14 protein-coding genes and 2 pseudogenes are annotated in these 15,125 nt (G+C 54.1%); 7 read left to right on the top strand and 9 right to left on the bottom strand.

Annotated elements, in window-relative coordinates:
- Positions 1-10 precede the first annotated feature (10 nt).
- The 4 genes from NSS88_RS09955 to NSS88_RS09940 all read right to left on the bottom strand — a co-directional run bounded on the left by NSS88_RS09955 (position 11) and on the right by NSS88_RS09940 (position 3,404).
- Positions 11-937, bottom strand: coding sequence for a processed acidic surface protein (locus NSS88_RS09955; protein ID WP_055358119.1), 927 nt, complete (start codon positions 935-937; stop codon positions 11-13).
- 380 nt (positions 938-1,317) lie between these two features.
- Positions 1,318-2,694, bottom strand: a complete 1,377-nt coding sequence (locus tag NSS88_RS09950) for an aspartate kinase (protein WP_033013752.1) — start codon at positions 2,692-2,694, stop codon at positions 1,318-1,320.
- 133 nt (positions 2,695-2,827) lie between these two features.
- Positions 2,828-2,986, bottom strand: coding sequence for a hypothetical protein (locus NSS88_RS09945; protein WP_155266779.1), 159 nt, complete (start codon positions 2,984-2,986; stop codon positions 2,828-2,830).
- Positions 2,970-3,404 (bottom strand): DUF1284 domain-containing protein, encoded by a 435-nt coding sequence (locus NSS88_RS09940; RefSeq protein ID WP_033013751.1) that lies wholly within the window; start codon positions 3,402-3,404, stop codon positions 2,970-2,972. The genes NSS88_RS09945 and NSS88_RS09940 overlap by 17 nt, the downstream gene beginning before the upstream one ends.
- Positions 3,405-3,625: 221 nt before the next feature.
- Between NSS88_RS09940 and NSS88_RS09935 the strand changes: the two genes are divergently transcribed.
- From NSS88_RS09935 to NSS88_RS09920, 4 genes and pseudogenes are all read left to right on the top strand, one after another.
- Complete coding sequence (locus tag NSS88_RS09935; protein ID WP_235599051.1) at positions 3,626-4,186, top strand: hypothetical protein; 561 nt, start codon at positions 3,626-3,628, stop codon at positions 4,184-4,186.
- A 5-nt stretch (positions 4,187-4,191) separates the two neighbouring features.
- A pseudogene (gene adh / locus NSS88_RS09930) lies at positions 4,192-4,881 on the top strand (aldehyde dehydrogenase); the annotation flags it as partial.
- A 192-nt stretch (positions 4,882-5,073) separates the two neighbouring features.
- Positions 5,074-5,427 (top strand): DUF779 domain-containing protein, encoded by a 354-nt coding sequence (locus tag NSS88_RS09925; protein WP_033013749.1) that lies wholly within the window; start codon positions 5,074-5,076, stop codon positions 5,425-5,427.
- A gap of 324 nt (positions 5,428-5,751) precedes the next feature.
- Positions 5,752-6,807 (top strand): RNA-guided endonuclease TnpB family protein, encoded by a 1,056-nt coding sequence (locus NSS88_RS09920; protein WP_061580906.1) that lies wholly within the window; start codon positions 5,752-5,754, stop codon positions 6,805-6,807.
- A 157-nt stretch (positions 6,808-6,964) separates the two neighbouring features.
- Here NSS88_RS09920 and NSS88_RS09915 read toward each other — a convergent pair whose 3' ends face one another.
- Positions 6,965-8,572 (bottom strand): MDR family MFS transporter, encoded by a 1,608-nt coding sequence (locus NSS88_RS09915; protein ID WP_061580905.1) that lies wholly within the window; start codon positions 8,570-8,572, stop codon positions 6,965-6,967.
- 168 nt (positions 8,573-8,740) lie between these two features.
- Here NSS88_RS09915 and NSS88_RS09910 point away from each other — a divergent pair, with 168 nt between their 5' ends.
- A complete protein-coding gene (locus NSS88_RS09910) occupies positions 8,741-10,177 on the top strand; it encodes a DDE-type integrase/transposase/recombinase (protein ID WP_289667381.1) in 1,437 nt (478 codons plus the stop codon).
- Positions 10,178-10,436: 259 nt separating this feature from the next.
- On the opposite strand, the gene NSS88_RS09905 is transcribed toward NSS88_RS09910, so the two are convergent.
- The 4 genes and pseudogenes from NSS88_RS09905 to NSS88_RS09890 form a co-directional block, all read right to left on the bottom strand.
- Positions 10,437-11,333 carry a TetR/AcrR family transcriptional regulator gene (locus tag NSS88_RS09905; protein WP_341084258.1) on the bottom strand — a complete coding sequence of 299 codons (897 nt, stop codon included), beginning with the start codon at positions 11,331-11,333 and terminating at the stop codon, positions 10,437-10,439.
- A complete protein-coding gene (locus tag NSS88_RS09900; protein ID WP_033008215.1) occupies positions 11,326-11,466 on the bottom strand; it encodes a hypothetical protein in 141 nt (46 codons plus the stop codon). The genes NSS88_RS09905 and NSS88_RS09900 overlap by 8 nt, the downstream gene beginning before the upstream one ends.
- A 201-nt stretch (positions 11,467-11,667) precedes the next feature.
- Positions 11,668-12,540, bottom strand: a complete 873-nt coding sequence (locus tag NSS88_RS09895; RefSeq protein WP_055358826.1) for an ROK family protein — start codon at positions 12,538-12,540, stop codon at positions 11,668-11,670.
- Positions 12,541-12,702: 162 nt separating this feature from the next.
- Positions 12,703-13,035, bottom strand: a pseudogene (locus NSS88_RS09890) (carbohydrate ABC transporter permease); the annotation flags it as partial.
- A 563-nt stretch (positions 13,036-13,598) separates the two neighbouring features.
- Here NSS88_RS09890 and gloA2 point away from each other — a divergent pair.
- Both gloA2 and NSS88_RS09880 read left to right on the top strand, forming a co-directional pair.
- Positions 13,599-13,985 carry an SMU1112c/YaeR family gloxylase I-like metalloprotein gene (gloA2, locus tag NSS88_RS09885; RefSeq protein WP_341084255.1) on the top strand — a complete coding sequence of 129 codons (387 nt, stop codon included), beginning with the start codon at positions 13,599-13,601 and terminating at the stop codon, positions 13,983-13,985.
- 98 nt (positions 13,986-14,083) lie between these two features.
- A complete protein-coding gene (locus NSS88_RS09880; RefSeq protein WP_341084253.1) occupies positions 14,084-15,070 on the top strand; it encodes a Gfo/Idh/MocA family protein in 987 nt (328 codons plus the stop codon).
- Positions 15,071-15,125: the final 55 nt, after the last annotated feature.

Raw genomic sequence — 15,125 nt, 5'->3', positions numbered from 1 at the left:
TCACAGCCGCTCACCCTTTAAGGCGCCCCGCCCGCCGGTAAAGGAGAGCGCCTGCGACAGCCAGCAGCAACCCGGCCGCCGCCTGCGGCAAATACGGCGACGCCGTATCCGGCAATTTTTCTCCTTGCATCATCCCCTTCATCTCAAGCGCCAGCAGCCCGGCTTCAATCCCTTTCTCCCCGGCGCGGACGATGTAGCCGGACGTCAACATGTCCCTTGTCATCGCGATATCGGCCATTTCTTCACCTTGGCGGTTATACAATTTCACGTCGATCGTCTTCGTATCGGCTGCAGCGGCCGCTGACGGCTCCATCTCCCGCCCGTTGACATAGTACTTGGCCTCAAGCTGCAGCAAACGAAGCGCTTTTTCCCAAAGGGCTCGCAGTTCGCGACGTTGCTCATCCGTCCACGGCCCCTCGGTCTGCTCAAACGGGCGCAGCTGCGCACGAAGCGCCGCCAGCCGCCCAGCCAATTGCGGGTCGTCAATCGAGGCGATATGGCGGGTGAAGGCGCGTACTTCTTGTTCCGTCATCCCGAGCACCCCAAGCAAGTCGTTGATTTGCTGCATGGCGGCGTTATGCTGTGAGTAAAAGCGGACGGCCCGGTCTAAGTCTTCAACAAATGTGTAGTCTTGCACCGTTTCGCCAAACTGGCCGAGCAGCGCCTCGAGCTCCTCGACCGTCAGCCGGTGCCGACGCAAAACGGCATGAAGCCGCTCGTCAGTGATGGGCGTGCCGAGCCATTGTTTCATCTCATCCATGGTGCGAAAATCGGCGGCTGTCAAGCCGTATTGATCCAAATAAGCCAACAGGTCGCTCACTGTCCAGCCGACGCTCTCAGCATACTGCTCAAGCTCGCTTCGGCTGATGGCCGCCGCCCCAGCCGGAAACGAAGCGAAAACGGCGACAAGCACAGCCATTCCTAGCCATTGCCGCATTCGGTCTTCCTCCCTTTCGCTTTCTTTGACGTACATTGGTAGTATTTTCCGAACATGCCGCTCTTATGTACGCCAACCAGCGAAAAAAGAAGAAAGCTTGGCCTAGAGCGCTTGAACGTTCTCCCACCTACGCAAACGCTTAGAGATGGGAGATTCTCGGGGACACCTGCTATAAGGCAGACTGCCAGCCAGACCATCCCCGTCTGTCCCTGTGACTTGGCTGTTCCAACGAAGTCCTTCTTTCAAGATATTTTGAGCGGCGTTAGGGGACATCCATGATGGAAGACGCTGATTCATTCCCCCCTTCGGCTGATCGCGTGAAAGCGGGGGCTTCTCGGTACATAAGAACAGGCGCCCGAGTTTCGGACGCCTGTTTCGCGTTAGGAAAGGTGGCTTACGGTTGCCTGTTGGAAGTAGGCGTTGTACAATGCGCGCACCGCCTCGTTGACGACGTCTTCTTTGACGCCGAACATCATGCTCACTTCGGACGATCCTTGGTTGATCATCTCTAAGTTGATGTTGGCATTGGCAAGCGCCGTCACCGCTTTGGCCGCCATCCCGACCGTTTTTTCCATCCCTTCGCCGACCACCATGATGAGCGCCAGTCCGTATTCCACATTGACTTCGTCGACCGCCAGCTCCTCGCGAATGCGGGCTAAAATGCGTTCTTCTTTTCCGTCCGCGAGCTGGCTCGCCCGCAAAATGATCGACATGTTGTCGATGCCGGATGGCGTATGTTCATATGAAATGCCTTCGTCTTCTAAAATTTGCAGCACGCGGCGGCCGAATCCGATTTCGCGGTTCATTAAATATTTGCTGATGTTGATGCTGCAAAAGCCTGTGTCGCTCGCAATGCCGGCGACTGGTTCGTCGATATGATTGCGCTTGGCGACGATCCACGTGCCTGGAGCCGCCGGGTTGTTGGTGTTTTTGACGCAAACGGGGATGCCGGCGCGGTAGACGGGCTCCAGCGCCTCGTCATGGAAGACGGAAAAGCCGGAATACGACAGCTCGCGCATTTCCCGATACGTAATTTCCTTCAACTTGCGCGCATCAGCGACGATCGACGGGTTGACGCAATAAATCGAATCGACGTCGGTAAAGTTTTCGTACACGTCCGCTTTGACGCCCGCGGCAACGATCGAGCCCGTAATATCCGACCCGCCGCGCGGGAACGTGACGATATGGCCCGATCGGGAATAGCCGAAAAATCCCGGGATGACCAAAACACCTCGACGTTCGCGCAGCTGCTTCAGTTTGTCGTACGACTCTGGGAGCACTTGGGCGTTGCCTGGCTCATCAGTGACGATAATGCCGGCTTCCAGCGGGCTGACGTAGCTCGCCTCAAGCCCGCAATCTTGCAGATAGAGCGCCATGAGCCTTGCGTTATGGTCTTCGCCGCTCGCTTTCATGGCGTCAAACAGGCGGGGCGGATCGTTCCGATAGGCGCTGATTTTGGATTGTAAGTCATCCACAAGTTCAGCCAAAAATCCATCAGCTTCCAACTCAAGTTCATCTACAATGTCGGCGTATCGTTTTGTGATTTCTTGCATCGTTTGTTCATATGGCTCATCCGCTGCCACCTGTTCGGCGAGCCGAATGAGCATATCCGTCACTTTCACATCATCTTTATACCGCTTTCCAGGAGCTGATACAACGACGATGCGGCGCTCGATATCCGAGCTGACGATGTCGGCCACTTTACGGAATTGTGCAGCGCTCGCCACCGAACTTCCACCGAATTTAGCTACTTTCATCGTTCATGACCCTTTCTGTCGAAAGTATCTATAATTGTTTATCATATCACATTTTTCCGCCCATGGAACTATTCATTTTTTAGAAATTTCCGCCAACGTCCCAAAACGCCGCCATCGCCGGCCATGACTCTCTTCAAAACAGATGGCGCCGTGCTTCGTCAATGGAAAGACGGTGCTGCAACAGCCCCCCCGCCTTGACAAACGGATGATGGTTCAGCACAGCGCCGTTTTTCCATCGTTCCTCCTCAATTTTTTCCGAAAACGGCCGCTCTGCCTCACGTTTGTGCCACATTGCCGCGGCGGACGTTGGCGATTCCTTCTTTGCAGACGCCATACGGCAGCCACGAGCAGTTGCGGCATAACTCGTCCAAATCATCCGGCTTGACCCGTTCCGCCGTCCGCCGGATCAGTTCAGACTTCCAATACACATTGCCCGGCTCCAAACCTAAATGGCGAATGACGTTTCCGTCAAGCGAACGGACGTGGGCATCGGAATTGGGGCCGGCTTCACACGTTGTCTCTCCATGATGCGGACAGGCGAGGCACGCCTCATCGAGCGCCGCGACGACTTCAATCGGGAAATCGTCGTGTTCATCGCGAATGCGGGCCACGATCTCCCACATTTTTTCCACGAACGACGGGCTGTAGCCCATGCCGCGAAACCCGTGCACACAAAGCAAATGGTGGCCGCGCAGACGCAACGGCTTCATGCTCCTCTCTCCTTTCCTTCGTCTCGTTCGAGCATATGACAGGCGCGTGAAAATATGCCTGTCGCGCCGTTCTTTCATCTCTAAAATCATCATACGCCAACTGGTCCCTAGCAGCAATCATGTATTTGACCGGCGCCTTTCCAACTTCTTTTTCATTCAAGGATGGGGAGCAACATGGTACAATGAAAGCGGCAACTTCGCAACGAAAGGAATGGCGAATGATGACGAAAGACGAAGCGGCACGTTGTCTTTCCGTTTTGCTTCACGAACTGACCAAACCATGGCGAAAAGAAAAAATCCATTCCGATGTGCTCGAAATCATTATGAAACTGCGCATCCAGGCAGCGGATGACGAACGCTATATGAATAATTTGCTCAGCAACATCGCCTTCGCCGGCGAATCGGCGCATGCGTTAAAGCAAATTTGGAGCTACATGCTGCGTGAGCAAACGTTTCTAACGCCACAGACGATCGAGGCGATGCTCACGGACGCCCAGCAAGCGATCCGGCACCGGCTGTCAGAGATGACGGCCCGCTATGAGCGTCCGTTTTTGTCCATCGATGACCCGCTCGAGCGAAAACGCCAGCTTGAGCGCTCCTACGGTGCGCTTCTTTTGTTCAACCGGATCGCCACCGACTTTTTGCTTGAGTTCGTCCGCGAAGAAAACGAAACGGCAGCGAGCGTCTTTTTCGCCGCCGACCCGAACGAGGCGATCGAAGTGTTCCATCATCTTTGCAGCGTCTACGCGAGCCGCTGGCTGGAAGGCCTGGAAGTCGATTGATGGACAAAGATGACGAGTTTCTCGATAAAGCCCTCGAAGGGTTTACGATGTTCGCTCTAAACCAAGGCGAAGTGTGCACATGCCCGTCGCGCGCCCTCATCCATGAGTCGATTTACGACGCCTTTATGGAACGGGCGCTTGAACGCGTCAAGCAAATCAAGCAAGGCAATCCGCTCGATACGGAAACGATGATCGGCGCCCAAGTCTCCTCCGAACAGCTCGAGAAAATTTTGTCATACATCGACATCGGCAAACAGGAAGGCGCCGAACTTTTGATCGGCGGCGAGCGGAACATGCTCGAAGGAGAACTGCCCGGCGGCTATTACGTCAAGCCGACGGTTTTCAAAGGACATCACAAAATGCGCATCTTCCAAGAAGAAATTTTCGGCCCGGTGCTCGCGGTCACGACGTTTAAAGATCATGACGAAGCGCTTTCGATCGCCAATGAGACGCTGTACAGCCTTGGCGCCGGCGTCTGGACGCGCGACATCAACACCGCGTACCGCTTCAGCCGCGGCATCCAGGCCGGCCGCGTGTGAACGAACTGCTATCACATTTATCCGGCCCATGCGGCATTTGGCGGCTACAAGATGTCCGGCATCGGCCGCGAAACGCACAAAATGATGCTCGACCATTACCAACAAACGAAAAACTTGCTCGTCAGCTATTCGCCGAAAAAACTTGGCTTGTTCTGACATTGGTCCACCTGCTCTTCCACAGCATTTTGCCCACTGTTGCATCCATTGCCGCCAAAACCACGCAAACGCCTTTTGATGATGGAATGGAAAACAACGCAGCAACCATTCCATTCGACGAATCCAGCGCAGCTGCGCCAGGCCGGCGCCTGTCTTTGACCGTGATGCAAAAGGAGGTGCATCCGATGCCTCATTGAACCGAAAGTCATCGCCACCGAAGCGGCGTTAAAATTGATTGAAAAATTAAAGGCGAAATACGGCCCACTTATGTTCCATCAATCCGGCGGCTGCTGCGACGGCAGCTCGCCGATGTGCTACCCGCTCGGTGAGTTGATCGTCGGCGATTCCGACGTGTTGCTTGGCGAAATCGGCGGCTGCCCGTTTTACATCGCCAAGGCGCAATACGAATATTGGAAGCATACACAGCTCATCATTGACGTCGTTCCCGGGCGCGGCGGCATGTTTTCGCTCGAAGGCCCGGAAGGCGTCCGCTTTCTCACCCGCTCCCGCGTCTTCGGCCAAAGCGAGGATGCAGGTGCGCCGTAAGCCGCCCATTGCGGGACGCCGCTGTGAACCCGCCATGTGCGATGCATGAATCGCTTGGCCAATGAAAAGCACGGAGCTCGACCGCTCCCCTTCGCCCCCGTTCCCAGATGCTTTATCCCCTTCGGAGCGGTTTGTTCGTCGCAACAAAAAAATGGCGGTCCGCCACCTGACCAAATGAGGCGCGGTCCGCCATGTCCTTTTCTTTACAGACCTGCGAGCGAGAAAGCCCACTCCTTGAGGAGTGGGATGAAAGCGAGCCGTTTTCTTATATTGAATGATGATGAAAAAAACGGTATCATGTAATCGTCGCAAGAAGGTGAATCCATGCCGACCATCACACTAAGGCTGGAACTGCACAACCCAACGAAAGTCAAACAGGACATGTATGAACGGATGACAGAAGTGAATACCGCGTTTGCGAATTGGCTGTTGGATCATCCCGAGCTGAATCAAGCGACGAGCAAAATTTTTAAAGCGTTTTCGTCGCAGCGGTTTCCTTCCGCCGTCGTGAATCAAACGATTCGAGAAGTGAAGTCCCAAAAGAAAAACCAGAAAACAAAGAAGTTTCGAACATTCTGGTGTTGCTTTAACAACCAAAACGTAAAGGTGGAAAAGAAAGGAGCGTTCTACACGGTTTCCTTCCCCACACTGGAGAAGCGAATTGGCGTGCCGGTCGTCACGCGCCCCTATCAAGAAGCATGGCTGAATCGGCTGCTTAACGGAACTGCTAAACAAGGGGCAGCCAAGCTCTACAAAAAGAGAAAGAAATGGTACTTGGCGATCGCGATCACCTTTGAAGTCAAGCCGCGGCACGAAACAAAGGTGATGGGCGTTGACGTTGGGCTTCGCTATATCGCTGTGGCCAGCGTGGGAACGAAATCACTGTTTTTCAAAGGGAACCAATGCGCCTTTGTACGCCGACGATATGCGGCTTTGCGGCGAAGGTTGGGCAAAGCGAAGAAGCTCCATATGATTCGCAAAATCGGCCGCAAAGAGTCCCGCTGGATGAAGGATCAAAATCACAAAATCAGCCGTCAAATCGTGAATTTTGCGCTCGCCAACGGTGTTGGCGTGATTCGAATGGAAGCGTTGACGGGGATTCGCAAGCGGGCAACATCGACCAAAGAAGCGGGGCGAAGCCTTCATGCTTGGGCGTTTCATCAACTGCAAACGATGATTGCCTATAAGGCGGAAATGGCGCGCATTCGCGTTGAGTGGGTGAATCCAACCTACACGAGCCAAACGTGTAAATGTGGTTATCGAGAGAAAGCGAACCGAAACGGCATCCGCTTTCGATGCCAAAGGTGTGGATACACTCTCCACGCCGACTTGAATGGCGCCATCAACATCGCCAAAGCGATTTCGGGCTTCGCCGTCTAACCTAGCGCACTGGTCACAGGTGCGCCGCCCATGGGGGTACATCCTAACCCGATGGGATGGGGTGATGACACACCCCTGAACTTGGGCGTTGTCCGAACCAGAAATGGATGAGGACGTGAGCGACCCAAGAATCCCACGCCTTTAGGCGTGCGGAGTGTCAATCAGCCTCTTTTGCCTGCTTCATCGCCTCTGCCCGATCAGACAAGACAATCCGTTTCAAACCGAACACGAAAAGCAAGCCGACCGCGATAAACGCGAGCCCGAACCAAAAGACGGCTTGCAGGGAATCGACAAGCGATTGCTTCAGCACCGGCACGAACATGTCCCGAAGCGGCGCTGGAATTTTCGCCATCGCTTCCGGACTGAGCAAGACAGAATACAAGCCTTGCGGGTCGGTATGGATCATATCGGCAAAGCGGTCGACAAGCCCTTTCGCCTGCGCCGGCAGCGCTTCGAGCTTTGGCATGAGCCGCTCGTCAAGCAAGGCTCTCGACCGGTGGTTCATGATGGCGCCAAGCACCGTCATCCCAAACGTCCCGCCAATCGAGCGGAAAAATTGGCTTGAAGATGTCACCACACCAAGCTCCGATTTCGGAAAGCTTTCTTGCAGGGCGAGCGTCAAAATCGGCATCACGAGCCCTGTGCCAAGACCGAGAATGATCATATACATCGTCGCCGTCCATTTCGACGTCTCGACATCCATCGTGCCAAGCAGCCCGAATGCGGACGCCATAACGGCCATGCCGATGATCAGCTGCAGCTTCACCCCGATCCGGTATACCAGTCGACCGCCAAGGACGCTGCCGATGATCATCGTGATCATCATCGGCGTCATAATCGTTCCGGATTGGGTGGCGCTCACACCGACAATGCCTTGCATAAAAAACGGCACAAACATAATCGCGCCGAACATACCGACGCTCATAAAAAAGCCGATGCCATTGAGCAGCGTAAACGTCCGGTTGCGGAAGAGCCAAAGCGGAATGATCGGCTCCTCCGCCCGTTTTTCCGCCCAAACAAACAAAGCGAAAAAGACAACCGCGGCCGCAAACAACGAAACGATTTGCCACGACCCCCACGGATATCGGTCGCCGCCAAACGTCAACCCCAACAACAAGCTGACGACGCCCGCCGTCAACGTCGCCATCCCGGCGATGTCAAATTTCACCGGCCCTTCGGCTTTATATTTGCTTAACCCCATCGCAATCAGCACCGTGGCGAGAATGCCGACCGGCAAGTTGATGTAAAACACCCAGCGCCAGTTCAAATGGTCGACGATAAAGCCGCCGATTTGCGGGCCGAGCACTGAAGCGAGACCGTACAAACCGCCGAACACCCCTTGCCATTTCGCCCGCTCCTTGCCGGTAAACACGTCACCGATGACAATCATCGCCATCGGCATCATAATCCCGCCGCCCAGTCCTTGAATGCCGCGGTAAACGATGAGCTCGGTCATATCGTTCGCCATGCCGCAAAGCGCTGAACCAACCATAAAAATGACCAACCCGCTCACATAGACAATCCGACGGCCCAATAAGTCGGCGAGCTTGCCGGCGATCGGCACGACCGTCGTCGACGTCAACATATACGCTGTCGTCAGCCACGTCATAATCCCCAATCCGTGAAGCTCCCCGACGATGCGCGGCATGGCCGTTCCGACAATCGTCCCGTCTAATGCCGCAAACAGCATGGCAATGATCAGCCCGGTAATGAGCAACGGGCGATGACGAATGGTGCTCGTCGGCACTGCTATCGCTTTTTCCATACTTCTCTCTCCCATCCGTTTTGTGGTATTGTCAAAAGTGTATCCTCCACACTCACGGTTTTCCCTTGAGTTTCAACGGTTGAACGAAAAAAAGCTTGCCACCCCCGTTGTTTTCGGCCATCATTGAGGTAACGACACCCAACAGCCAAAACAAAGGAGTGACAAGCTTTGTTACCTCAATTATTAGCCTATTTGCTCGAAATAATCAAGACCCAATATCAAATCATTGTGTATTTGATGGGTGTGATCGTGGGAAAATCCTTGAATCTCGAGGACTTGGACGAACCCATCCAAAAGCCGTACCGGAAACTTCAGGTCGATGACCTTCCGATCATCGATGTGCCGGAAACCCTTGATTACCGGAAGCTGTTGGCAGACTATGAAGCCCAGCACGGACGTCCTTTACGGCCCATCCAGCGCCGCGCGAATGCGAAACACCGTGTTCCGGATTCGTTGACCTGCCCTCGCTGCCAGGCTCCCTCTTCTTACCTGTACGCCAATAACGGCGGAAACGGGCAATACCAATGCAAAGTGTGCCAGTGCCGGTTCAACCACCGAAATCGGTTCACCAAGCAAGCGGTCTTTCGCTGCCCGCACTGCAAAAAGACGCTGGAAAAGATCAAGGAACGCAAAGAATACCACATCTATAAGTGCAAGAACAACGATTGCCCGTTTTACCAGGCCAACCTTCGCCGGATGACCAAGAAGGAGCGCCAACAGTTTCAACAGGATCCTCAAGCCTTCAAGGTGCGGTATTTGTTTCGAGAGTTCTTGTTTGACTTTCTCCCGTTGGCTTCCTCGTCGCCCATCCAACCGAAGGTCGATTTGTCCCGGCTGGCTGCGTCGCCGCACGTGTTGGGGCTCGTGTTGACGTACTACGTCAACTTTGGGATGTCCTCGAGGGAGACCGCCGCCGCCATGAAGGACATCCATGGCGTCTCGATCTCCCATCAGACGGTGCTCAACTACGCCAACAGCGTCGCGCTTTGGATCAAGCCCTTTGTCGACCGGTTCCCGTATGAGCTGTCCGGTTCGTTTTGCGGGGACGAGACGTATATTCGCGTCAAAGGGCGCTGGCATTACCTGTTCTTTATGTTTGATGCCGTCAAAAAGATCGTGCTGTCGTATCGCGTCTCGCCCAAGCGGGACACGCTCTCGGCCATCCAGGCCATCGATGATGTCCTGCGAAAGCTGCCGTCCCTCCCAGACGACTTGTCGTTTGTCGTGGATGGCAACCCGATTTACCGGCTGGCGCAACACTTCTTCGCCCAGCACGGGATTTCGTTTGACGTCCGCCAGGTGATCGGCCTAACCAACGAAGATCCGGTCTCGGAAGAGTTTCGCCCTCTCAAACAGATCATCGAGCGATTCAACCGGACCTTTAAAGGCAACTACCGCCCGACCCATGGGTTTGGTGCGGAAGAAGGCTCGGTGTCCTTTGTGACGCTGTTTGTGGCGTATTTCAACTTCCTGCGCCCGCATAGCGCACTCGAAGGCCGGGTCCCGGTCGTCATCCCGGAACTGGCGGATCTTCCGCATATGCCGGCCCGGTGGACGAAGCTCATCGCCATGGCACAAGCGTTTCTCCAACAAGAGGCGGCCTGACTTTTTTGTCCGCCGGAGCCCGTTGAACAGAACTCCTGCCGGATTCGGCGAAGCGAACCCTTGACCAACCGAACACCGCCAAAGGTAAAATTCGGTCATGGCAAGGGCGGCTTTCCTATTGCCTTCTTTTTGTCCCCGTCGCCCTTGACGACTCTTTCCCACCTTTGGCGGGTGTTGGTCAAGGGCGAATCCGGCCCTCCGCATGCCCCACGATGCTCAATGGTATGATCTGTGTGGAGTTTTCATAGAACTTTTGACGCTACCCGTTTTGTCGTTGGTATTCATCCATTTCTTTGACCAATGCATCCAAAGCCGGTGCGAGTTGAGGCGTTTGTTGATGACGCAAATACAACAGCAGCGCTTCGACGATATAGACGCGGGGCGGCGCGTGCCGTCCAAGCAGCTCCTCCTCCAGCGCTGCTATGGCTTCGAGCACATCGCTTGCCTGCTTTGGATCGAGATCGTTGACAGCCTCCCGGACGGCGGCGAACGCGGAAGCCAGCCGCTCCCGCTGACGCTCTCGCTCCTGCTCCTCCATCTTCACCCATGGCGCAAACGACTCTTCCGTCAAAAGCGGACGCTCCTCAGCCGTGAAGCTAGCGACAATGGCATCAAGGCGGCGCATGAGAAAACGAGCCGCCTCGTCCGCATCAAACGCCTCCTCGCGAAAAAAGAAGTAAAACAAATATTGCCGGATGATGCCGTTCGTCATCATGGCCACATCATACACATACGGACCAACCGCCTCGCCATAGACCTCCGTTAGGCGCGTGCAATACCATAAAAAAAGGCGCCCATGCTGGCGAAACATATACCGCTCCACTTCCGGATTGACTTTCGGCAATTGTTCCGACATGATCATGCGCAAAAAGTCTTTGTACTCGCGAATGTGAGAAAAATGGGCCGCCAACTGGCGGACAAACCGCTCCTTTTCCGGGCCATCCCCGCCGGATGCCGTGAAATCTGCGACCATTTTTTCGCTGTAATAGCGAAGCACTTCAAGCAATAATTCCTCCTTCGAGGCGAAATGATGGTAAAACGCCCCTTTGGAAATGCCCCACGCCTCGACCAAATCTTGAATCGAGGTGGCATGATACCCTTTTTCCGCAAACAGTTTCATCGCGGTTTCAATAAAGCGAACGCGCCGTTCATCCATGGCAACGACTCATTCCTTTCCCATTCGCTCTCATCCATTGCCGGTACGACGGCAACACCGCGCGCGGTTTCACGACATCAACCCGTACGCCGCGCTGTTGCAGCCATTCTACCAACCGTCGAACATGGATCATTGTCCTCGCCTCCATATCACTTATGACCAAATGGTCAAAATAATTATAAACCAACGTCATAAAGATACGCAACTCAAAAACGATTTTTTTGACCAATAGGTCGATTTTTTGCTAATTCCATTGAACAATCGGTCAATATCCCTGCCTTCAAACAAAAAACGGCCCCACCGCCTGATTGAAGACGGTGAACGGCCGTCCTTGCTATTCGATCGCTCTCGCCGCAAGCGCCAACGCGCCCGCGATGCCGGCGTTGTCGCCAAGCCCTGGGAGGACGATGTACTCGTCGATCTTCTCGAGAATCGTTTCGTGCTGAACATACCCATTGAGCAACTCCTGCACATGACGGCGCACAAGCGGCAACACGTGCGTCTGCTTCATGACGCCCCCGCCCGTGATCACCTTTTTCGGCGATAAAATGAGGATGTAGTTGGCGATCGCTTGGGCTAAGTAAAACGCCTCAAGCTCCCACACCTCGCTCCGGTCGGCCAGCTCCGCCCCCTTTTTCCCCCAACGCCGCTCAATCGCCGGGCCGGACGCCATGCCTTCTAGACAGTCGCCATGATACGGGCAGATGCCGGCAAACGCATCATCCGGATGGCGGCGGACGAACATATGTCCCATTTCTGGATGAAGCATCCCGTGAAGCAGACGCCCTTCCACGACGGCGCCGACACCAATGCCTGTCCCGACCGTCATATATAGGCAGCTATCCAATCCTTGCGCCGCCCCCCAGCGCAGCTCGCCGAGCGCCGCCGCGTTGACATCCGTGTCAAAGCCGATCGGCACGGGAAAATGCTGCTTCATCGTGCCGACAAAATCAAACTGCGCCCACGCCTGTTTCGGCGTGCTCGTAATGTACCCGTACGTCGGACTGTCCGGACGCAAATCGACTGGGCCGAATGACCCGATGCCAATCGCCTCGATGCGGTGCGGACGGAAAAAGTCGATGACGTGCGCCATCGTCTCTTCCGGCGCCGTCGTCGGAAACACCGCTCGTTCATGGATGTTCCCCTGTTCATCGCCGATGGCGCAGACAAATTTCGTGCCTCCAGCTTCAATGGCTCCTAGGATCATATGTACGCCTCTCTTTCTTCATCTGCTCTTTTCTTGTATCTATCTTACTAGAAAAAGGGAGAGGGCATCAATGACAAAAAGCCGCTGATCAGCGGCTTTTTGAAACATAGCGCAATCGATTCTATTGTCTACCGGGTTTGTTGATCTACACTGCTGATTGGCTCACCCCTTCACCGAACCAGCCAACAACCCACGGACAAAATATTTGCCAAGGAAGATGTACACAAGCAAGGTCGGCAGCGCCGCCAACAGGGCTCCCGCCATTTGCACGTTCCATTGGACGATTTGACTGCCGGATAAGTTTTGCAAGGCGACCATGATCGGCTGTTTGTCCGATGTCGTGATCGTCACGGCGAACAAAAACTCGTTCCAAATGTTTGTAAACTGCCAGATCGCCACGACGACAAATCCAGTGATGGACAAGGGGAGCATAATATAACGAAAAATACGGACAAACCCAGCGCCGTCGATTTTCGCTGATTCAATCATCTCATCCCCTTCGCGAATGAGCCAGCGGATGATTTCCGCTTCATGCAGCCCTTCGCCGATGTCAGGCAATTTAAATTCGTAGATCATGCCATATCCCCTTCCCCTTGTTCTCATGCTGTGATGGGAAACAAACACAATGGTGCAGCATCGATGGTGTGGCGATCATGAGGAAACATAGAAGTTAAGCGCTTACAAAAAACGTGGTGACCATTCGTTTTTTCTACCAAAATATCAAATGAATATTTTAAATTTTCCAACCTAAAAGATTTATGATAGTCTATAGATTGTCAAACTGTCAATATAAGGAGAGCAGACATTTTTCGCCCGCTTCGACAATCAACGACAGCAACTTCCATTATCGCAACATAACATTTTCGATTTCATTTGTCCCCAAACACCGGGAACGAGTCCAAAACGGCGGGGAGGCTGTTTTTCTCAGTATGAGCCATACAGGCGCCAATCGGCGGCATTGGGTGAAAAAGAAGTTGGTTTTATAAGGTTTTTCTAATTGAAAAATAAAACTAGTTCAACGGCATCACCCGTTTATATAAGGAGAGGGAGGAGTTGACATGCGCCTTGCCACGATTCACCATATCGCTTTGATTTGCTCGGACTATGAACGATCAAAACGATTTTATACAGAAATTCTCGGATTTCGCCCCATCCGGGAGCAATACCGCGCTGAGCGCCGTTCGTACAAACTCGATTTGGAGGCTGATGGCGGCATTCAGCTTGAGCTATTTTCCTTTGAAAACCCGCCGAAGCGCCCAAGCTACCCGGAAGCGTGCGGACTGCGCCATCTTGCTTTGGCGGTGGACAACCTCGATGAAGTCATTGCCTACTTGCGCCAACACGGCATCGATCCCGAACCCGTCCGCGTTGATGAAGCGACCGGCAAACGATTCACCTTCTTCCAAGATCCGGACGGGCTGCCGATCGAGCTGTATGAAAACTAGAGAGAAAAGCACAGTTGCTCCATGACGATGACAAAACGAAGCCTCTCCGTTGATTTGTGGTACAATGGGGGCGATACAAATGAAGGAGGCCAAACAACATGATTCGATTCGCAACCATCGGCACAAACTGGATCACCGAAGCATTTCTTGACGCCGCGCGCCTCGTCGATTCCTTCGAACTCGCCGCGGTCTACTCGCGAACCGAGGAGACCGCAAAGCAGTTTGCCGACAAAGTCGGGGCGCCGCGGACGTTCACGGACTTGCAAAAGCTGGCCGAAAGCGACGGCATTGATGCCGTCTATATTGCCAGCCCGAACGCACTTCATGCCGAGCAGGCGATTTGGCTCATGAACCACGGCAAGCACGTCTTATGCGAAAAACCGCTCGCCTCCAATGCGAAAGAAGTCAAAGCGATGATCGAAGCGGCCAATCGAAACAGCGTCGTATTGATGGAAGCGATGAAGGCGACGTTGCTCCCCACTTTCCGATCCATCCGCGAGCACTTGCCGAAACTCGGCCGCATCCGCCGCTATGTGGCAAACTATTGCCAATACTCATCGCGCTATGACGCCTATAAGCAAGGAACGGTGCTCAACGCCTTCAACCCCGCTCTCTCGAACGGGGCGTTGATGGACCTTGGCGTCTATTGCCTGTACCCGATGGTCGTTTTGTTCGGCCAACCCCGCAGCGTGAAGGCGCAAAGCGTGAAGCTCGAATCCGGCGTTGATGGCGAGGGCTCGATCGTGCTCGATTACGGCGACATGGACGCGGTCGTCTTTTATTCGAAAATCACGAACTCACACTTGCCTTCGGAAATTCAAGGGGAAGACGGAAACATGATTATCGACGCCATCCACACACCAGCCAAAGCGGAAATCCGCTACCGCGACGGACGCGTCGAGGACATCACCGCGCCGCAGGACAAGCCACCGATGTATTATGAAGCACAAGAGTTTATCCGTTTGATCGAAAACGGAGAACGCGAATCGTCCGTCAACTCGCACCGCCATTCGCTTTGGACGATGGAAATCATGGACGAAGCGCGAAAACAAACCGGCATCGTGTTCCCAGCCGACGAGCGATAATAAAAAGGTTCCAACCTAGTCTTCCTGGGGCTCGGTTGGAACTCTTTTTCTTTCT

The organism is Geobacillus sp. FSL W8-1251 (genome assembly GCF_038005945.1).
GTDB lineage: Bacteria > Bacillota > Bacilli > Bacillales > Anoxybacillaceae > Geobacillus > Geobacillus stearothermophilus.
The sequence above is the reverse complement of the archived record's forward strand: the minus strand, read 5'-3'. Positions and strand labels throughout refer to the sequence as shown.

Bases quoted from the DNA above. Each gene is read 5' to 3' on its own strand.
- NSS88_RS09955 (WP_055358119.1), bottom strand. From the start codon at position 937: ATGCGGCAATGGCTAGGAATGGCTGTGCTTGTCGCCGTTTTCGCTTCG.
- NSS88_RS09950 (WP_033013752.1), bottom strand. From the start codon at position 2,694: ATGAAAGTAGCTAAATTCGGTGGAAGTTCGGTGGCGAGCGCTGCACAA.
- NSS88_RS09945 (WP_155266779.1), bottom strand. From the start codon at position 2,986: ATGTGGCACAAACGTGAGGCAGAGCGGCCGTTTTCGGAAAAAATTGAG.
- NSS88_RS09940 (WP_033013751.1), bottom strand. From the start codon at position 3,404: ATGAAGCCGTTGCGTCTGCGCGGCCACCATTTGCTTTGTGTGCACGGG.
- NSS88_RS09935 (WP_235599051.1), top strand. From the start codon at position 3,626: ATGACGAAAGACGAAGCGGCACGTTGTCTTTCCGTTTTGCTTCACGAA.
- NSS88_RS09920 (WP_061580906.1), top strand. From the start codon at position 5,752: ATGCCGACCATCACACTAAGGCTGGAACTGCACAACCCAACGAAAGTC.
- NSS88_RS09915 (WP_061580905.1), bottom strand. From the start codon at position 8,572: ATGGAAAAAGCGATAGCAGTGCCGACGAGCACCATTCGTCATCGCCCG.
- NSS88_RS09905 (WP_341084258.1), bottom strand. From the start codon at position 11,333: ATGGATGAACGGCGCGTTCGCTTTATTGAAACCGCGATGAAACTGTTT.
- NSS88_RS09900 (WP_033008215.1), bottom strand. From the start codon at position 11,466: ATGATCCATGTTCGACGGTTGGTAGAATGGCTGCAACAGCGCGGCGTA.
- NSS88_RS09895 (WP_055358826.1), bottom strand. From the start codon at position 12,540: ATGATCCTAGGAGCCATTGAAGCTGGAGGCACGAAATTTGTCTGCGCC.
- gloA2 (WP_341084255.1), top strand. From the start codon at position 13,599: ATGCGCCTTGCCACGATTCACCATATCGCTTTGATTTGCTCGGACTAT.
- NSS88_RS09880 (WP_341084253.1), top strand. From the start codon at position 14,084: ATGATTCGATTCGCAACCATCGGCACAAACTGGATCACCGAAGCATTT.